The organism is Nocardioides baculatus, from assembly GCF_016735675.1.
Taxonomy (GTDB): domain Bacteria; phylum Actinomycetota; class Actinomycetes; order Propionibacteriales; family Nocardioidaceae; genus Nocardioides; species Nocardioides baculatus.
Genome location: NZ_JAERSG010000002.1, coordinates 39,767 through 56,778, shown reverse-complemented (window position 1 = coordinate 56,778; position 17,012 = coordinate 39,767). Strand labels below are relative to the sequence as shown.

Genomic DNA, 17,012 nt, shown 5'->3' with positions numbered 1-17,012 from the left:
ACTTGGTGGTGCGGCTGCGCCACCAACCCTAGGGGGCGGAGCCACCCGAGTCCGACACCGACTCCGGGTCGGGAGGAGACACCTGCGGCCCCCGGTTGGCCGCGAAGCGCAGGTCGTCGACCTTGCGCGCCGTCTTGCGCAACCGCTCAGGGGCCTCGGGCTGGATGCCGAGGTTGTCGAGCAGGTCGGTGTAGCGGCGGCGCTCGCTGTCGAGCAGCTCGCTGACGGACGCTTCGAGGAGTCGCTTGGCGCGCTCGGCGAGGGACCGCACGGCCTGGTCTCCGAAGACGGCCTCGAGCAGCTTCTGCCCGAGCACGGCGGAGCCGCCGGCGATGCCCGCCTCCGCGCCGGTGACACCCGCGGTGTGGGCGAAGACGACGACCATCAGCGCGACCGACAGGCCGTTGACGCCGAAGGCGAGGAAGCGTGCGGTCGACCGCTTGTCGGCGCCCTCGCTGCGGACCATCTCGAGCACGTCGGACTGCCAGTCGCGTACGACGCGCTCGGCCCGGCGCCGGAAGTCGCGGGACGCGCGGCCGAGGTCCTCCCCCGCGTCGCGCAGCAGGATCTGCCCGGCGGCGGTGCTGCGCCACGACGCCTCGGCGCGCTCGGCGGCCGCCTCGGCGTGCTCGAGGATCAGCGTCTCGAGCCCCGACTCGACGGCGACGGTGACGCGCTCGGCCTGCTGGGGCTTGCCCTTCACGGCGTTGACGACGCGGTCGCGCAGCCAGCCGACGCGGTTCTCCAGCGACTTGAGCAGCTCACCCGTGCCGACGAACTCCTGCCAGCGCGCCAGCACCTCGCCGCGCAGCAGCGTGCCGTCGGCCGAGGCCTCGGTGATCGCGGCGGCGGCGCGGTCGTAGGCGTCGTTGGCGTCCTCGCGCAGCCGGCGTACGGCGTCGGCCTGCTCGGAAGCCGCGTCGGCCACCTGGTGGGTGCGCCGGGCGAGCGTGCGCACTGCTCCGTCGAGGGTCTGCTGCACGACGGCCGCCCGCGCCTCCTGGTCGTTGGCGAGCGCCTGGAGCCACTGCCGGATCTCGATCACCGCCGAGGACTTCAGCAGCCCCATCTCGGAGACCTCGCCCTCCTCCACCGTGAAGAGGGGCGAGTCCTTGAGGCCGCGGCTGGCGAGCATCCGCGCGAGGTGGGTCGTGATCGTCTCGACGGCGTCGGGCGGCGTGCGGTCGAGGACGATCGCGACGGCGGCCGAGCGCTCGGCCGCCTTGCGCAGGAAGTCCCACGGCACCTGATCGGCGTAGCGGGCCGCCGAGGTGACGAAGAGCCAGAGGTCGGCGGCGGCGAGCAGCTGGGACGCGAGGACGCGGTTGCGCTCCTCGACGGAGTCGATGTCGGGGGCGTCGAGGATCGCCAGGCCGGGGGTCATCGCGGGCGACGCGACCAGCTGGAGCGCCGCGGGGTCGTTGGTCTGTCGGCTGACCCGTTCGAGATCGGGCAGCAGGCCCTCCTGGCCGAACCACTGCGCGTCGTCGGGGTGGTGCACGAGGACCGGCGACCGCGTCGTCGGTCGGAGCACGCCCGGCGTGGTGACGCGGGTGCCGACGAGCGAGTTGACCAGCGTCGACTTGCCGGCGCCGGTCGAGCCGCCGACGACGGCGAGGAGCGGCGCGTCGAGGGTCATCAGGCGCGGGATGACGTAGTCCTCGAGCTGGTCGACCATCTCCGCACGCGAGGCGCGCTGCTCGTCGGCGCCCGGCAGCTCGAGGGGCAGCCTGGTCTCCTGGAGCGCACCGCGCATCCGGACGAGGGCGGTGACCATCGCTGTCGTGGCGGTCGTGGGCTCGGTCGTGGGACGACCCTGCGGCTCGGTCATCGCGTCGGGACCACCTGTCCGGGGAACGAGAGGTAGGGCCGGATGCGGCGCAGCTCCTCGACGTGCTCCTGGCCGCGCACGGAGAAGTCGTCGGGCGCGGTGCCACGGAGGTAGCGGTGGTGGAGGTAGCCGAGCTCGATGGCCGCCGCCTGGTACTCGCGCATCCCGCGCTCGGCCGGGGTGCCGCCGTGCGCCCTGGCCCAGCGGCGCGCGTGGCGGCGGGCCCTCAGGTCGACGAGCCACGGGATGTCGGTCGCGGGGAGGAGGCCGCGGTCGGCGGCGTCCTGCAGGGCCTCCAGCAGCAGCGGGCGCTCGGAGCGGCGACGGTAGATCGCGAAGGCGATCACGGCGACCAGCGCCGGGAGCATCAGCGTGCCGTAGACGAGGAAGAAGTGGCCCGTCCCCGAGAGGGTCGAGGCGTTCCACAACCCGTGCAGGAGCGATGCCACCAGGAACCCGGCGACCGGCGCGAGCAGCCGCACCCAGCCACGGCGGGACGCGATCGCCAGCCCGACGCCGATGCCGGTGAAGACCGTGAAGAGCGGGTGCGCGAACGGGCTGATCAGGCAGCGGACGATGAAGGTGCCGGTGAGCGCCTCGGTGCCTCCGGGGCCGAGGCCGTCCGTGCCGTCGTAGGCCGCCGCGAGGTAGAGGATGTTCTCGGTGAAGGCGAAGCCGATGCCCACCATGCCGGCGTAGACGATCCCGTCGAGGACGCCGTCGAGCTCGTGGCGTCGCCACCACAGCAGCAGCAGGAGGAAGGCACCCTTGGTGGCCTCCTCCGTGAGCGGTGCCACGACGGCGAGGCTGTCGCGCTCGCTGGCGCCACCGGCCAGACCGATGCCCTGGAAGACGAGGGCGGCGGCGGTCGCGACGAACGCACCCCAGAGCAGGCCGGCGGTCAGCAGGTTGCGCGGCTCCGGCTCGTAGCGGTCGAGCCACATGAAGCAGCCCACGAGCGGGCCGACGGGCACGGCCGCGAGCAGTGCCGCGAGGGCCAGCGATCCGGGTGCGCCGGACAGCCCGATGACGAGGGCCATGGCGAGGCCGCCGAGCAGGACGAGGATGCCCACCACGATGGTGAACGCGACACTGTCGCGGCGACCTCGGTGCATGCCACGACCCTAACGGAGCACGCTCGCGCGACCCGCCTCGCCGCACCCTTTCGAGTGGCACCTCGCACCCGCTCGGGCGCGGCCGGGGCCGCGTACAGTGACCGGGTGACCGAGCCGACTGCCGAGATCCCTGCCGACCAGCCGAAGACCGAGTCCCACGACCCGGCCGTGCCTGCCGCCTACGCCGCCTTCATGCGCGAGGGCTGGGGCGACCGCACCCTCGACGTGCCGCGGCACCCCGTGGCCGACGCCGCCGCGGCGCGCCGGCAGAAGCTCGTCGACGCGTTCCCCGGCGAGCGGCTCGTGCTCCCGGCCGGCACCTACAAGGTGCGCGCCAACGACACCGACTACCGGTTCCGGCCCGACACGGCGCACGCCTACTTCACCGGCAACCAGACCTCCGACGCCGTGCTCGTCATCGACGACGGCGAGTCCGTGCTCTACGCCCGCCCGCGCTCCGAGCGCGACACCGACGAGTTCTTCCGCGACCGGCAGTACGGCGAGCTGTGGGCCGGTCGCCGTCCGTCCGCGCAGGAGATCTCCGACTCCCTCGGCATCGAGGTCCGCCACGTCAAGGACCTGCCGTCCTTCGACGACGACCGCAAGAGCCGCGACGTCACGACCGACGAGGACCTCGGCCGCGTCGCCGACGAGCTGCGCCTCGTCAAGGACGACTGGGAGGTCGCCGAGCTCCAGGAGGCGTGCGACATCACCACCCTCGGCTTCGAGGACTCCGTGCGCGAGTGGGACCGGGTGCTCGAGTTCGGCGAGCGCTGGATCGAGGGCACCTTCTTCCGTCGGGCGCGCGCGATGGGCAACGACATCGGCTATGACTCGATCTGTGCCGGCGGCTCGCACGCGACGACGCTGCACTGGATCGACAACACCGGCGCCATCGAGCCCGGCAAGCTCGTCCTGCTCGACATGGGCGTCGAGGGCAGCAACCTCTACACCGCCGATGTCACCCGCACGCTCCCGGTCGACGGCACCTTCACGCCGCTCCAGCGCGAGCTCTACGACCTGGTCTTCCAGGCCCAGCAGGCCGGCATCGACGCCGTACGCCCGGGGGTGCCGTTCCTCGCCGCCCACAACGCCGCGATGGCCGTGCTCGCCCAGGGCCTGGAGGACATGAAGCTGCTGCCGGTCTCGGCGCAGGAGGCGCTCGACCCGGAGTCGAAGGTCTACGCGCGGTGGACCCTCCACGGCACCTCGCACATGCTCGGCATGGACGTCCACGACTGCGGTCGCACGTCGGTCGACATCTACCCCAAGGGCGACCTCGCCGAGGGCATGGTGCTCACCGTCGAGCCCGGTCTCTACTTCCAGGAGGACGACCTGCTCGTCCCCGAGGAGCTGCGCGGCATCGGCATCCGCATCGAGGACGACATCCTCGTGACCGCCGACGGCCACCGGAACCTCTCCGCCTCGCTCCCTCGCACGTCGGCCGACGTGGAGGAGTGGATGGGCGGGCTGCGCCGGTAGTGGACTGCCACCACTACGACGCCTTCCGCTGCCGCTCCTGCACGCTGCTGGAGGTGCCGCGTGCACGTCAGCTCTCCGACAAGGAGGCGCACGCCCGCTCCCTCGTCGACTCCCCGGTGTGGCTGCCAACGGTCGCGGGCGACGAGGCGGGCTTCCGCAACAAGGCCAAGATGGCCGTCGGCGGGACCGTCGAGGCCCCGACGCTGGGGATCCTCGACCGCGACCTCGCCGGCGTCGACCTGCGTGACTGCGGCCTGCACTCCCCCGGCCTCACGTCGGCCCTCGACCGCATCGCCTCCTGGATCAGCAGCGCCGCCCTGACGCCGTACGACGTCGCGGCGCGCGCCGGCGAGCTCAAGCACGTCCTGCTGACCGAGTCGCCCGCCGGCGAGCTGATGCTGCGGCTGGTGGTGCGCTCGACCGCCCTGGAGGCGCGGGTGCGGTCGCGGCTCCCGGCGCTCCTGGGGGCGGTGCCGGAGCTGCGCGTGGTGACCCTCAACGTCCAGCCCGAGCACAAGGCCGTGCTCGAGGGCGACCGCGAGATCGTGCTGACGGAGTCGACGGTGCTGCCGATGCGGCTGGCGACGGGCGTGACGTTGCGGCTCGGCCCGAGGTCGTTCTTCCAGACCAACACCTTCGTCGCCGAGGCGCTCTACAACCAGGCGCGCACCTGGGTCGAGGGGCTCGACGTCCGCACGATCTGGGACCTCTACTGCGGCGTCGGCGGCTTCGCCCTCCACCTCGCGGGCCCCGGGCGGGAGGTCCTCGGTGTGGAGGTGTCGGCCGACGCGATCGACGCGGCCACGTCGACGGCGGCCGAGCTGGGGGTGGCGGCATCGTTCGTCGCGGGCGACGCGACGGCGTACGCGCTGGCCGGGGGACAACGGGGAGGATCGCCCTCGTCATCTCACGAGGACCCTCCCCACTCGGGCGGCCTGCCAGACCTCGTGGTCGTCAACCCGCCGCGGCGCGGGATCGGGGCCGACCTCGCGGGCTGGCTGGAGACGTCGGGCGCGGACCACCTCGTGTACTCCTCGTGCAACGCCGAGTCCCTGGCGCGCGACCTCGCGCTGATGCCGTCACTGCGACCGGTCGAGGCGCGGGTGCTCGACATGTTCCCGCACACCACCCACTACGAGGTGATCGTGCTGCTGTCGCGCCGGTGACGTCAGCCGCGGTGGACCCTGGGACCGAGGACCGGGGGCTCGTTGGCGAACGTCGGGCGCCCCGCGATGTCGGCGAAGAGGTCGAAGTTCATCTGGTCCTGGCCCTCCGGCGGCCAGGAGACGCCGGTGGCGCCCACTCCGAGCCGGACCCACCGCGGGTCGCCGAGGCAGGTGGTCGGCACGGAGAACACGACGCGGTCAGCGCCGCGATCGATGGCCCCGCGCAGCCCCTGGCAGTCCACGTCGCCCTGTGGCGTACCCAGGGAAACGGTCGCGCGCGAGCCCCGCTCCTTGTCCAGTCCGAGGTCGAACGCTCCCCGGTCCGACGTCCGGATGCGGGCGAACGTGCTCTGGTCGTTGACACGGGCGATCTCCCGGAAGCGGACCGTCAGGCTCAGCCGCCTCGTGCCGTGAGCGACGACGGTGCGGACGATGTCGGTCGAGACCTCGTCGGGCGCCGGCACCATCGCCGGTTCGCTCAGGTCACGCTGTTCCCAGTTGGCCTTGACCACGTCGCCCACCGTGTCGTCCGTCACGACCGTCTCGGCGTGTGCCGCAGCGGGCGCGAGGAGGGCGAGCGGGAGGCCGAGGGCAAGCAGGCGGAGCCCCCGTCGGTTCGTCACCCGCGACGCACCTTCGGGCCGAGTGCGATGCGATTGCGGATGTCGCCGGCGCGGTGGGCGTCGTCACCGTGCACGACGATCTCCTCGGCACCGTCGGCGTTGGTCATCATCTCGCCCGAGGCGACGCCGACGCCGACCTGCACCCATCGCGGGTCCTCGAGGCATGTCGTCGGGATCGTGACGACCACGCGGGCGGTCGCGGCATCGGCGTCGGCACGCAACCGCGAGCACTCGACGGCGCCCCTGCGGGTCAGCTCGGGCTTCGGCTTCCGTCCCAGGTCGTCGATCTCGACCTCGTAGGTCCCGCGGGGAGTCCGCACCCTCACACCCGCGAAGTAGAGCCTGGCGTCGCCGAGCTCGCGCAGGTCGATCCGGATCCGCAGGCGCGAGCCGGTGTGGTCGACCGTGGTGCGGACGACGTCAGTGGTGGTGTTGTCGGGCGCCGGCACGAGGTTGGCGAGATCGTCCTCGCCGGGCTCGGTCGGCCCGAGGGTCACGACGTCCCCGACCGCGTCCTCGGTCACGACCTTCTCGGCGTGCGCAGCCGCGGGCGCGAGGAGCGCGAGGGGAAGGACGACGGCGAGCAGCCGAAGGCCGGGACGAGGAGACATGCGCGCATGCTAGTCAGGCGAGGCCTGACGTGTGACTCGAAGCACGGAATCCCTCGCCGGCCATGTCGGTTGCGCCAGTGTGACTGCCCCCACGACTGTCGGAGACCTGCTGACGCAGCGGCGCGCCGTCGACCTCCTGCGCACCGGGAGCGCGCTCTGTCGGCCCTCCCGCGCCGTCGACTGACCCCAGGCTCCACTCGTACGTCACCGGCGTCCTTGCTTTGACGAGGCGCCGTTTCAAAAGGTTATCTTTTCAGTATGAATACTTCTGTTACTGAGCCGGAGCAGCACACCCGCCGCTTCCGGCTCCCCTCGTTCGGCGTCCAGGTCCTGATCGGCCTGGTCCTCGGCGTGGCCCTCGGCCTGGTCGCCCGCAGCATGGGCGCGGACGGCGTCGACGCCTCCACCGGCGAGGTCGACCCCAACTGGCTCACCGAGACCCTCAGCACGGTCGGTGGCACGTTCGTGACGCTGCTGCGCGCGGTCGTACCTCCGCTCGTCTTCCTCGCGATCGTCGCCTCGATCGCCAACCTCCGCGAGGTCACCAACGCGGCCCGCCTGGCGTGGAAGACGCTCATGTGGTTCGCCATCACCGCGCTGATCGCGGTGTCGATCGGCATGGTCCTCGGCCTGGTGCTCCAGCCCGGCGACCACACCAGCGTGAGCGCGGACGCCGCGTCGGCTCCGTCCTCCAGCGGCTCGTGGCTCGACTTCCTCACCGGCCTGGTGCCCGCCAACGTGCTCGGGCTCGAGGGCTACGACAACGGTGACGGCTCGGTCGGGTTCTCGTTCAACGTCCTGCAGATCCTGGTCATCGCGATCGCCGTCGGCATCGCCACGCTCAAGGTGGGCGAGGCCGCCGATGCCTTCCTGACGTTCGTCCGCTCGGCGCTGGCCGTGGTGCAGAAGATCCTCTGGTGGATCATCCTGCTCGCCCCGATCGCGACCGTCGGCCTGCTCGGCAACGCGGTCGCCAGCTATGGCTGGGACGCGCTCAGCTCCCTCGGCACCTTCACCATCGCGATCTACGCGGGCCTGCTGATCGTGCTGCTCGGCGTCTACCCGGTCCTGCTGCGCCTCAACGGCCTGTCGGTGAAGCAGTTCTTCTCCGGCGCGTGGCCCGCGATCTCGCTGGCCTTCGTGTCCCGCTCGTCGGTCGGCACGATGCCCGTCACCGAGTCGGTCACCGAGCGCAACCTCGGCGTCCCGCGGTCGTACGCCTCCTTCGCCGTGCCGCTCGGCGCGACCACCAAGATGGACGGCTGCGCGTCGATCTACCCCGCCATCTCGGCGATCTTCGTGGCGCAGTTCTTCGGCGTGGACCTCTCGATCACCGACTACGTGCTGATCGCGTTCGTCTCCGTCATCGGCTCGGCCGCGACCGCCGGCGTCACCGGCGCGACCGTCATGCTGACGCTCACCCTGTCGACCCTCGGCCTGCCCCTCGAGGGCGTCGGCCTGCTGCTCGCGATCGACCCGATCCTCGACATGGGCCGCACCGCGGTCAACGTCGCGGGCCAGGCGCTCGTCCCGACGATCGTCGCCAAGCGCGAGGGCATCCTCGACCTGCCGACCTACGACGCCCCGCGCGGGCGTACGGCCTGGCGCCAGGACGCGACGACCGACGTCGTGGCTCAGCAGCCGGTCGGGTCCACCGCCTGACCGACCCCGACGACGTGTGACGAGCCGGCGGTCCTGACCGCCGGCTCGTCGCGCGTCCGGCCTCGCTGGGATACTGGCTCCCGCCGGCCCCCGTGGCGCAATGGATAGCGCAACGGCCTTCTAATCCGTGGGTTGCAGGTTCGAGTCCTGCCGGGGGCGCTGTCCTTCTCACTGTGCGGTGATCCCGGTGCGGCTGCCGCACCAGGATCACCGCACAGTCGTTGCGGTCACCGGATATCCGGTGACCGCCACATCTCGGGAGGCCTCGCGACACGCGGGGCCACCTCCCCGCTCCGTGCGCGGCGAGACATGAGGATGTGGTCAGGCCCCGCCACGTATGAGGTTGCGGGGCCGAATACATTTCCCGGCCGGATCACGACCGAGGGCCGAAATAGGTGAAACCCCGGCAAGTATGAGTTGCCGGGGTCTCGGTGTCTTCCGGACCGAAGTCCTTCCGACACCCCCGTTCTACCCCTCACGTGACGAGCGCCACAAGCCCTCGCAAGGGTGGATTTCTCAGGGCTGCGGCGTGTCCGTCGAGACACGCCGTGCAGCGGCCTCGTAGTCGTCGATCTCGGCCCCGATCCGGGTCTTCACGTCGTCCGGCGCGAAGGACCCGGCCACCGCCGCACGGGCCAGGTCGGCGACGCCGGCCTCATCGAGGTCGAGCAGTCCGGCGGCCACCTCGTAGTCGTGGTTGAGGGACGTCGAGAACATCGGGGGGTCGTCGGAGTTGATCGTGACGCTCACCCCGGCGTCCACGAAGGTCCGCAGCGGGTGGTCCTCGATCCGGTCGACCGCGCGGGTCGCGACGTTGGACGTCGGGCAGACCTCGAGCACGACGCCGGTCCCGGCGAGGTGCGCCAGCAGCTCGGGGTCCTGTGCGGCCGAGCAGCCGTGGCCGATGCGCTCGGCACCCAGCAGCCGCAGCGACTCCCAGATCGTCTCCGGCCCGGTGGTCTCGCCGGCGTGCGGGACCGAGTGCAGACCGGCGGCACGGGCCTGGTCGAAGTGCTCCTGGAACTGCGCCCGCGGCACGCCGATCTCCGGCCCGCCCAGGCCGAAGCCGACCAGGGCGTCGGTGCGGTGCGCGAGCGCGTACTCCAGGGTCGCGTCGGCGGCGGGGATGCCGGACTCGCCCGGGATGTCGTAGATCCAGCGCAGCACCAGCCCGAAGTCGCGCTCCGCCGCGACGCGCGCATCCTCGATGGCCTCGGTGTAGGCCTCGATCGCGAGGCCCCGCACGACGGAGGTGTACGGCGTGCAGGTGAGCTCGGCGTAGCGGAGGTTCTGTCCCTCGGCCATCTCGCGCGCGACCTCGTAGGTCAGCAGCCGGATGTCCTCCGGCGTGCGGATCAGGTCGACGACCGCGAGGTAGACGACGATGAAGTGCGCGAAGTCGCGGAACGTGAAGAACCGCTTGAGGCCGTCGAGGTCCCTGGGCACCCCCGCGCCGGGGTGGCGCGCCGCGAGCTCGGAGACGATCCGCGGCGACGCCGACCCGACGTGGTGGACGTGCAGCTCGGCCTTCGGCAGGCCGGCGATGAAGGGCTGGAGGTTCACGCCCGGAAGTGTGTCAGCCGACCATCTGCTGGGCGATATCCGCGATCGTGAGGCCCTCGCCCTCGATCTTCTCGCCGTCCACGAGCACCGACGGGGTCGAGTTGATGCCGGCCTTGGAGGCTGCGTCGTCGGCGGCGTCGATCCAGCCCTCGAACTGCATGTCCTCGATCCCGGGGCGTACGTCCGCCTCGGTCGCGCCGGCCTCGACAGCCAGGTCGACGAGGTCGTCCGTGCTGGGGAACGGGCCCTCCTCCGCGGGCTGGTTGTCGAACAGCAGGTCGTGGAACTCCTTCGCGACCTCCGGGCCGGAGGTGTCGAGCACGACGGCGAAGGCGTTGGTGGACTCGGCCGAGTAGTCACCCAGCCGGGCGAGGAAGTTGAGCGGGCGGTACTCGACCTTGACCTCGCCGGCCTCGACCGCGGCGTCGAGCTGGTCGCGCACCGTCGCCTCGAGCTGGCCGCAGAACGGGCAGAGGAAGTCCTCGTAGACCACGACCGACTTCGGGGCGTTCGCGTCGCCGACCACCAGGCCGTAGTTGCCGCTCGCCCCGGTGGGCGCGGTGTCCGGCTTGTCGGACCCGAGGTTGGTGATCAGGAAGTACCCGCCGACGATCAGCACCAGCACACCGGCGACCAGCCCGTAGCGGGTCAGCTGCTCCTTGCGCTTGGCGGCCTTGCGGCGCTCCTCGGCCTGTGCGCGGGCGCGCTCGGTCCGGGCCCGCCGGGCGTCGCGCTTGGCCGCGTTGGCGGCCTTCTCCTCAGCGGTCCTGTGCGAGGTCTTCTTCTGCGCCATCGAGGCTTCCTTCGTCTTCGGGATCAGTGTCGGGGTCGTGGTCAGGGTCGTGGTCGGGGTCGTGGTCGGTGCCGACAGGGAACAGGACGGTGTCGAGCGCCAGCCGTGAGCGTGGCCGGACGACCAGCCACGCCGACAGGGCCAGGAGTCCGATGTCCCTGGCGATCTCGCCGGGGTACTTCGCCGCGGCGTCGGGGATCTGGCCCCCGCCGCCGAAGCAGCCGCAGTCGATCGACAGGCCGCGCGCCCAGGCGCTCGAGATGCCGATGATGAACGCGACGAAGAGCAGCGCCGAGACGATCGACGTACCGCGGACCAGGACGCCGACGACCAGGCAGAGCCCGATCACGACCTCCAGGACCGGGAGCAGGTGCCCCACTGCGGGGACGACCGCCTCCGGGAGGAGGTCGTACGCCCGCACGGCGCGCACGCTGTCGGCGGGGTGCGGCAGCTTGAGGGCGCCGGCCACGATCCACACGCCACCGGTCACCAGGCGCGCGACGAGGCCGATCCAGTCCTTCACACCCTCGCTGACACCCCGGCTCACACCCCGAAGGCTATGAGGTGAGCCTGAGTCGTGCCTGAGAGGCCGACAGGTGGCACGGGGCGAGCCTGGGTCGGCGGTGAGTAGGGTTGCCGGTCGTGAGCGACAGACTGGTGTGGATCGACTGCGAGATGACCGGACTCGACCTCGGCGCCGACGCGCTGATCGAGGTCGCTGCGCTCGTCACGGACTTCGAGCTCAACGTCCTCGGCGAGGGCATCGACGTGATCATCAAGCCGTCGCAGGAGTCGCTGGACCAGATGGTCGAGTTCGTGCGCAGCATGCACGAGAAGTCCGGCCTGCTCGACGAGCTCGACGGCGGTACGACCCTCGCGGACGCCGAGGAGCAGGTGCTGGCCTACATCCACGAGCACTGCGCCGAGGGCAGCCGGCCGCCTCTCGCCGGCAACACGGTCGCGACCGACCGGGCGTTCCTCGCGCGCGACATGCAGGCCCTCGAGTCCTTCCTCCACTACCGGATCGTCGACGTCTCCTCCATCAAGGAGCTCTCGCGCCGGTGGTACCCCCGCGCCTACTTCGCCGCTCCGACCAAGCGCGGCAACCACCGCGCGCTGGCCGACATCCAGGAGAGCATCGAGGAGCTGCGCTACTACCGGGAGGCCGTCTTCGTGCCCCACCCCGGACCGGACAGCGCCCACGCCAAGGAGATCGCGGCGCGCCACGGCGGGCAGCTGACCGGCCTGGGGCTCGAGGGTGGCCCTGATGGCGGACCGGATTCCAGCTCCGGCGCCTGATTGCCCTACACTTCACGTCGTCCTCGCCGACTGGGAAACCATGCCGGGCGAGCAGACATGGTGGGTATAGCTCAGCTGGTAGAGCGCCGCCTTGTGGTGGCGGATGTCGCGGGTTCAAGTCCCGTTACTCACCCCAACAGCGCGAGGCCCTGACCGTCAGGTCAGGGCCTCGAGCGATTTTGTGGTCGTCACCGAAAACGGTCACGAAGCACTCGCTCCCCGGGTTACGGTCCGGCTGCGCCGCACCCGCGCGCCTACCTCCGGAGGACACGTTGACACCATCGCGCGCGACGACGAGCGGCTGGTTCGGCCCACCAATCGCTGTCCTGGTCGTGCTGCTGACGCTCATCAGTGCGGCCGCGCACGGCACCACTCCTCTGAGGCAGACGGGTGCCGCTCTCTCATCAAGCGCCGAGCGTCGCGCGGAAGCTGCCCCGACGGTACGCCCGGTGCGTCCCGCTCCCGGAGCCGCCATCGCGGTCTCGGGCCGCCTGTCGACCAAGCGCACCCGACCTGTACAGCTCATGGTGCGCGCAGTCGGGGGTTCGACGTGGAAGCGCGCCGCACGCGGCGCCACGAAGCGCACCGGCGCCTACCGCTTCGCGACGAAGGCACCGGCGACGCCGGGCCGCTGGGAGTACGCCGTCGTTGCTCCACGAGTGGCGAGTGGCCCGCATCCGGCCACGAAGGCAACGACGCGTGCCGCCCGCATCGTCGTGATCGCGCCCACCCCGACACCCACCCCGACACCCACCCCGACACCCACCCCGACACCCACCCCGACACCCACCCCGACGCCCACCGTCGAGCCGACCGTCACGCCGCCGGACACGACCCCACCGGACGCGCCCACGGGGGTCATCAGCACCGCTGAGGGGGCGTCGGTGACCCTGTCCTGGACGCCGTCGCTCGCCGACGACGTGCTCGACGTCTCCGTCCAGGGGGCGACCTCGCCCGGCGGACCGTGGTCCGAGCTGACGAGGGTGGCCACAGGTACGACCAGCGCGACCGTGGAGGTCGAGCCGGGGCAGACCTGGTGGTTCGCCGTGCTCGCCCACGACAGGGCCGGCAACACCTCCGCGCGCAGCGTCCCGACGTCCATCACCCTCACCGAGACCTCGATCGTCACCGACCTGACGCCGACGACTGGTCCCTCGACCGGTGAGTCGACCGTCACTGTGACCGGCTGGGCGCTCGGAACTGTGACCGCCGTCCAGTTCGACGGCGTGCCGGCCGAGATCGTCAGCCGCACCGCGCGATCTCTCGAGGTCAGGCCACCGGCCCGGCTGCCCGGGCCGGTCGCCGTGAGAGCATCGTTCTCCGGACGCGCCGACCAGGTGGTCGGGACCTACGAGTACGTCGCGGCCGCGCTGCCCGAGACGGACGAGATCGTCCCAGAAGACGGGACGGTCGAGCTCCTGCCTGCCGACATCGTGTCGATCGACGCCTACACCAATGGCGACTTCGACGTGACCCTCACTGCCGGTGCAGAGCTCCCCTCCGGCACCCGCGTGTACGTGCACCCAGGGCACGCGGACTACCCGACGGGCCTGGCCGCCCGAGTGGCAGGAGCGCGCATGGACGACGACGGTCGCGCCGTGCTCGAGCTCGAGCAGACGCCGCTCGACGACGTACTGGCATCGCGCGACTTCTCCACCACGGCAGTCGTCGGTGACGCTGCGGAAGGTGGTGAGTCGGCTGCACGTGCCACAGGAACCACCCAGTCGGTGCTGTCAGTGCGACGGTCGTGGATCGACTGCCAGAAGCTCGTCGATGCGGGCACCCCCAACGAGCGCTACATCGACATGCCCGAGACCGAGGGCCGCGTGCAGGTCAACTTCACCATCGCCGATCTCACTGTCGACCTGCTCGACCGCAGCGACCAGGCCGACCAGCGCTACCGCGCGACGGTGAGTGGCACCCCGACCCTGCGCATCGTGGCCAACTTCGCCGCCAAGGCGAAGTGCGCCCTCAAGCCGTCGCTGGTCGCCAAGGCGACCAAGCGCATCCCGGTGGGCGACATGTTCCTGACCCTGAGCCCGGACCTGTCCGTGAAGTTCTCCGTCGAGGGCAAGGCGGTCATCACCAAGACGGCGACCCTCCTTGTCGGCATCGAGAAGAGTGGTGGCGCACCGGCACGGATCGTCAAGGACTTCCGCTCCTCGCCCGCCACGATCGAGGGAAGCGCCACGGTCGGCGTCCGCACGCGGGTCGGGTTCGACACCTCTCTGCTCTATAAGGGCTTCGTCGGCCTCTACACGGTCTCCGGCGCCTACGCCGAGGTGAAGGCGACCTACGAGGCGGCGGTCCCGGAATTCTGCGTGGCGCTCGAGTCCGGCCTAGAGTTCGAGGTCGGAGCCAAGCTGGACTACTTCGTCGGCACGTGGAAACAGCCGCTGCTGGCACCATTCATCCACCCCTTCACCGACGAGCGGACGTGCCTGCCGACGGCGGGCGACCCCGACACCGAGATCGTTCTCGACCCCATGGTCGGTGACAACCCCACGGCGTCGTACACCTCCGTGACACCGGCGTGGTCGGACTCCCCCTTCCCCATCGGCTCGATCACCGGGAACGGCGACTACTACACGCTCAACCAGGACATCACCCTCCAGTCCGGCGGGCGCTACCTGTTCAGCAAGCCCCTCATCGTGCCGGAAGGCGTGACCCTGACGGTCGAGCCGGGCGCCCACCTGAAGATGGGGCACTGCAACTGGACGATCTGGTGGGACGCGGTCAGCTGCCTGGTGGTCAACGGAGGTCTGGTCAGGGTCGGGCAGGACGGCGCGCCAAGGGTGGTGATCAGCCGCATCGGTGACGACTCGCTCGACGGTGACACCGACGGCAGCCCGACCTACCCCGCCGGCTGGGCGCCGATCAACGTCAGCGAGAGCGGCGTCGTGGTGATCCGATCCACCGAGCTGCGCTACGTCGGCCTGACGTCGTACGGCGGAACGGTGACGATGAACGACGTCGTCTTCACGCAGGGTGCCGGGTTCGAGGCCGGCGGCGGCATCGGCAACATCGACCGCGTGGTGATGGACCCGACCGCAGGCCTCTTCGCGGTCAACCACGGCTCCGGGACCGTCTCGCGGAGCAGGCTCCGGCAGACGAACGTGGGCGGGAGGTGGACCGTGCGCAACAGCCAGTTCGCCGGCGGCCAGGTCATGGTGCGCAGCTCCGATGCCGTGCTCACAGGCAACCGTTTCACCGCAGTGCCGTCGGGGGTGCGCGCCGAGGGCGACGGCTCCGGCGCGCTGTTCAGCGACAACCTCACGGCAACAGGCGATGACCTGGTGGTCGACGTCACCGGCACCCTCTATCGCGACGTCACGTGGCGTGCCGGGGTGACGTACCGCGTCTGGGACCTGCTGGTGATGCAGGACGTCGCACTCACCCTCGCCCCGGGGACGGTGGTGAAGGGCAGCACCGCCTACCGCGGCGGCATGACCTTCAACGTCCGCGGCGCCCTGCGGTCCTTGGGGACCGCTGACCGTCCGGTCGTCATCACGAGCCTGAACGACGACTCCGTCGGCGCCGATGCCAGCACCACGGACCCGTACACCAACGGGGCCCAGTGGCGCGGGATCGGGCTCCAACCCTGGGAGGACCGCCTCCCGAGCCTGGTCCTGCGTCACACCGTGCTGCGTGACACCGCTGATGCCATCGTGGTCCACGACGGAGTCACCGCCGAGCTCTCGCACGTGACCTGGGAGACCACCACGTCGTCCCAGGGAGCCCTGATCAACCACTCGGACCTGCTGACCATCGACGACAGCACCTTCTCCTCGGTCTACGGCATGCGGGCGCTGTGGCTCTCGGGCGGCGGAACCGTCCGACGTAGCTCATTCGTCGGGACCACCATCGAGGTCATGGCTGCCGACGCGGTCCTTCAGGACGTCGTGTTCTCCGAGCAGATCTCGCTGCCCCTCTACGTCAGCGCTGCGGCCGCGGGCTCGGCGCTCGACGTGCGGTATGCAGACGGCTCGTCCGTGCCGCTGACACTGTCGTCGTACGGCAACGTGGTCGACACGGACATCACGTGGCCCGGCGGCCGGACCTACTTCCTGACCTACGGCCTCCGGATCCTGCCGGGCGCGACGCTCACGCTCGGGCCGGGCGCCATCGTGAAGACCACGCGGAACCAGGGGATGGACGTGGCCGGGACGTTGGTCACTGCAGGGACCGCCAGCGCACCTGTCGTGTTCGCCCCCACGCTGTCGGCGGCCGGTGCGGACGTCAACCGCTTCTCGGACTCGTGGGCCTCGGACTCGTGGCGCGGGCTCTCCGTCGCCAGTGACGGATCCCTCCTGCTCGACCACGCTCGCGCCAGTGGCGCCCAGCAGTTCGTCGTCGGCTCCGAGGCGAGCACCGTCCGGCTGCGCCACCTCGTCCACGAGGGCGCCGGGTGGCAGATGTCCGTCGTCTCCTACGCGGGCGACCTCGTGGTGGAGGATTCGACCTTCAGCAACGCGATCTCGTCGGGCAACCTGCCTGCCGTGGGCGCGTACGGCACCTCGCGCATCCGCGGTAGCACCTTCGATGGCACCTACGTCACTGTCGGTGCAGCCACCCTGGAGCTGCACGGCAACCGCTTCCGCTCGCTGTCCGGGGCGAACGTCGTCAGCCATGTCGCCGAGCTGGTCGACGCCTCGGGGAACTGGTGGGGGTCCGCGACCGGACCTGCTCCGGGACAGGTCACCGGGAACGTCCGGACCGACCCGTGGTGCCTGGACGAGGGGTGCGCGGCCACGTCCTCCTAGCGGTCGGCCTTGGTCGGCCGCTCGCCGCACGTGTCCGAGATGTCGCCCTCGCGCCGCCGAATCGAGGGCAACCGCTCGGACACGTGTCCCCCGCGGTCACTCGG

At 71.0% G+C, this 17,012-nt stretch carries 13 protein-coding genes and 2 tRNA genes; 8 read left to right on the top strand and 7 right to left on the bottom strand.

Annotated elements, in window-relative coordinates:
• Positions 1-28: 28 nt before the first annotated feature.
• Both JI751_RS05960 and JI751_RS05955 read right to left on the bottom strand, forming a co-directional pair.
• Positions 29-1,831 carry a dynamin family protein gene (locus JI751_RS05960; protein ID WP_236665812.1) on the bottom strand — a complete coding sequence of 601 codons (1,803 nt, stop codon included), beginning with the start codon at positions 1,829-1,831 and terminating at the stop codon, positions 29-31.
• Entirely contained in the window at positions 1,828-2,946 is a 1,119-nt protein-coding gene (locus JI751_RS05955) for a PrsW family intramembrane metalloprotease (protein WP_201934727.1), read from the bottom strand. The genes JI751_RS05960 and JI751_RS05955 overlap by 4 nt, the downstream gene beginning before the upstream one ends.
• A gap of 105 nt (positions 2,947-3,051) precedes the next feature.
• On the opposite strand from JI751_RS05955, the gene JI751_RS05950 reads away from it, so the two are divergent.
• Positions 3,052-4,428 (top strand): aminopeptidase P family protein, encoded by a 1,377-nt coding sequence (locus JI751_RS05950; RefSeq protein ID WP_307813890.1) that lies wholly within the window; start codon positions 3,052-3,054, stop codon positions 4,426-4,428.
• A 53-nt stretch (positions 4,429-4,481) separates the two neighbouring features.
• A complete protein-coding gene (locus tag JI751_RS05945) occupies positions 4,482-5,594 on the top strand; it encodes a methyltransferase domain-containing protein (RefSeq protein ID WP_307813888.1) in 1,113 nt (370 codons plus the stop codon).
• A gap of 2 nt (positions 5,595-5,596) precedes the next feature.
• Here JI751_RS05945 and JI751_RS05940 read toward each other — a convergent pair whose 3' ends face one another.
• Together JI751_RS05940 and JI751_RS05935 are read right to left on the bottom strand one after the other, a co-directional pair.
• Entirely contained in the window at positions 5,597-6,217 is a 621-nt protein-coding gene (locus tag JI751_RS05940) for a hypothetical protein (RefSeq protein ID WP_201934725.1), read from the bottom strand.
• Positions 6,214-6,828 carry a hypothetical protein gene (locus tag JI751_RS05935; RefSeq protein ID WP_201934723.1) on the bottom strand — a complete coding sequence of 205 codons (615 nt, stop codon included), beginning with the start codon at positions 6,826-6,828 and terminating at the stop codon, positions 6,214-6,216. Before JI751_RS05935 ends, JI751_RS05940 begins: the two co-directional genes overlap by 4 nt.
• A gap of 31 nt (positions 6,829-6,859) precedes the next feature.
• Here JI751_RS05935 and JI751_RS22060 point away from each other — a divergent pair, with 31 nt between their 5' ends.
• The 3 genes from JI751_RS22060 (at position 6,860) to JI751_RS05925 (ending at position 8,649) form a co-directional block, all read left to right on the top strand.
• On the top strand, positions 6,860-7,012 hold the full coding sequence (locus tag JI751_RS22060) for a putative leader peptide (protein WP_372440552.1): 153 nt from the start codon (positions 6,860-6,862) through the stop codon (positions 7,010-7,012).
• A 74-nt stretch (positions 7,013-7,086) separates the two neighbouring features.
• Complete coding sequence (locus tag JI751_RS05930) at positions 7,087-8,490, top strand: dicarboxylate/amino acid:cation symporter (protein ID WP_201934721.1); 1,404 nt, start codon at positions 7,087-7,089, stop codon at positions 8,488-8,490.
• An 86-nt stretch (positions 8,491-8,576) separates the two neighbouring features.
• A tRNA-Arg gene (locus JI751_RS05925) sits at positions 8,577-8,649 on the top strand.
• A 357-nt stretch (positions 8,650-9,006) separates the two neighbouring features.
• Here the strand turns inward: JI751_RS05925 and JI751_RS05920 are convergent.
• The 3 genes from JI751_RS05920 to JI751_RS05910 are packed head-to-tail and all read right to left on the bottom strand — an operon-like array spanning position 9,007 to position 11,393.
• The gene (locus tag JI751_RS05920) at positions 9,007-10,053 is read right to left on the bottom strand and encodes an adenosine deaminase (protein WP_201934719.1); all 1,047 of its coding nucleotides are present in this window, start codon (positions 10,051-10,053) and stop codon (positions 9,007-9,009) included.
• Positions 10,054-10,066: 13 nt separating this feature from the next.
• Positions 10,067-10,846, bottom strand: coding sequence for a DsbA family protein (locus JI751_RS05915; protein WP_201934718.1), 780 nt, complete (start codon positions 10,844-10,846; stop codon positions 10,067-10,069).
• Positions 10,812-11,393, bottom strand: a complete 582-nt coding sequence (locus tag JI751_RS05910; RefSeq protein ID WP_307813886.1) for a MauE/DoxX family redox-associated membrane protein — start codon at positions 11,391-11,393, stop codon at positions 10,812-10,814. The genes JI751_RS05915 and JI751_RS05910 overlap by 35 nt, the downstream gene beginning before the upstream one ends.
• 95 nt (positions 11,394-11,488) lie before the next feature.
• Between JI751_RS05910 and orn the strand changes: the two genes are divergently transcribed.
• The 3 genes from orn (at position 11,489) to JI751_RS05895 (ending at position 16,908) form a co-directional block, all read left to right on the top strand.
• Positions 11,489-12,145 (top strand): oligoribonuclease, encoded by a 657-nt coding sequence (orn, locus tag JI751_RS05905; RefSeq protein WP_201934717.1) that lies wholly within the window; start codon positions 11,489-11,491, stop codon positions 12,143-12,145.
• A gap of 60 nt (positions 12,146-12,205) precedes the next feature.
• Positions 12,206-12,281 (top strand) — tRNA-His (locus JI751_RS05900).
• Positions 12,282-12,594: 313 nt separating this feature from the next.
• The gene (locus JI751_RS05895; RefSeq protein WP_201934716.1) at positions 12,595-16,908 is read left to right on the top strand and encodes an IPT/TIG domain-containing protein; all 4,314 of its coding nucleotides are present in this window, start codon (positions 12,595-12,597) and stop codon (positions 16,906-16,908) included.
• Positions 16,909-17,012: the final 104 nt, after the last annotated feature.

Coding starts and splice junctions, on each gene's coding strand:
- JI751_RS05960 (WP_236665812.1), bottom strand. CDS start 1,831: ATGACCGAGCCGCAGGGTCGTCCCACGACCGAGCCCACGACCGCCACG.
- JI751_RS05955 (WP_201934727.1), bottom strand. CDS start 2,946: ATGCACCGAGGTCGCCGCGACAGTGTCGCGTTCACCATCGTGGTGGGC.
- JI751_RS05935 (WP_201934723.1), bottom strand. CDS start 6,828: ATGTCTCCTCGTCCCGGCCTTCGGCTGCTCGCCGTCGTCCTTCCCCTC.
- JI751_RS05930 (WP_201934721.1), top strand. CDS start 7,087: ATGAATACTTCTGTTACTGAGCCGGAGCAGCACACCCGCCGCTTCCGG.
- JI751_RS05915 (WP_201934718.1), bottom strand. CDS start 10,846: ATGGCGCAGAAGAAGACCTCGCACAGGACCGCTGAGGAGAAGGCCGCC.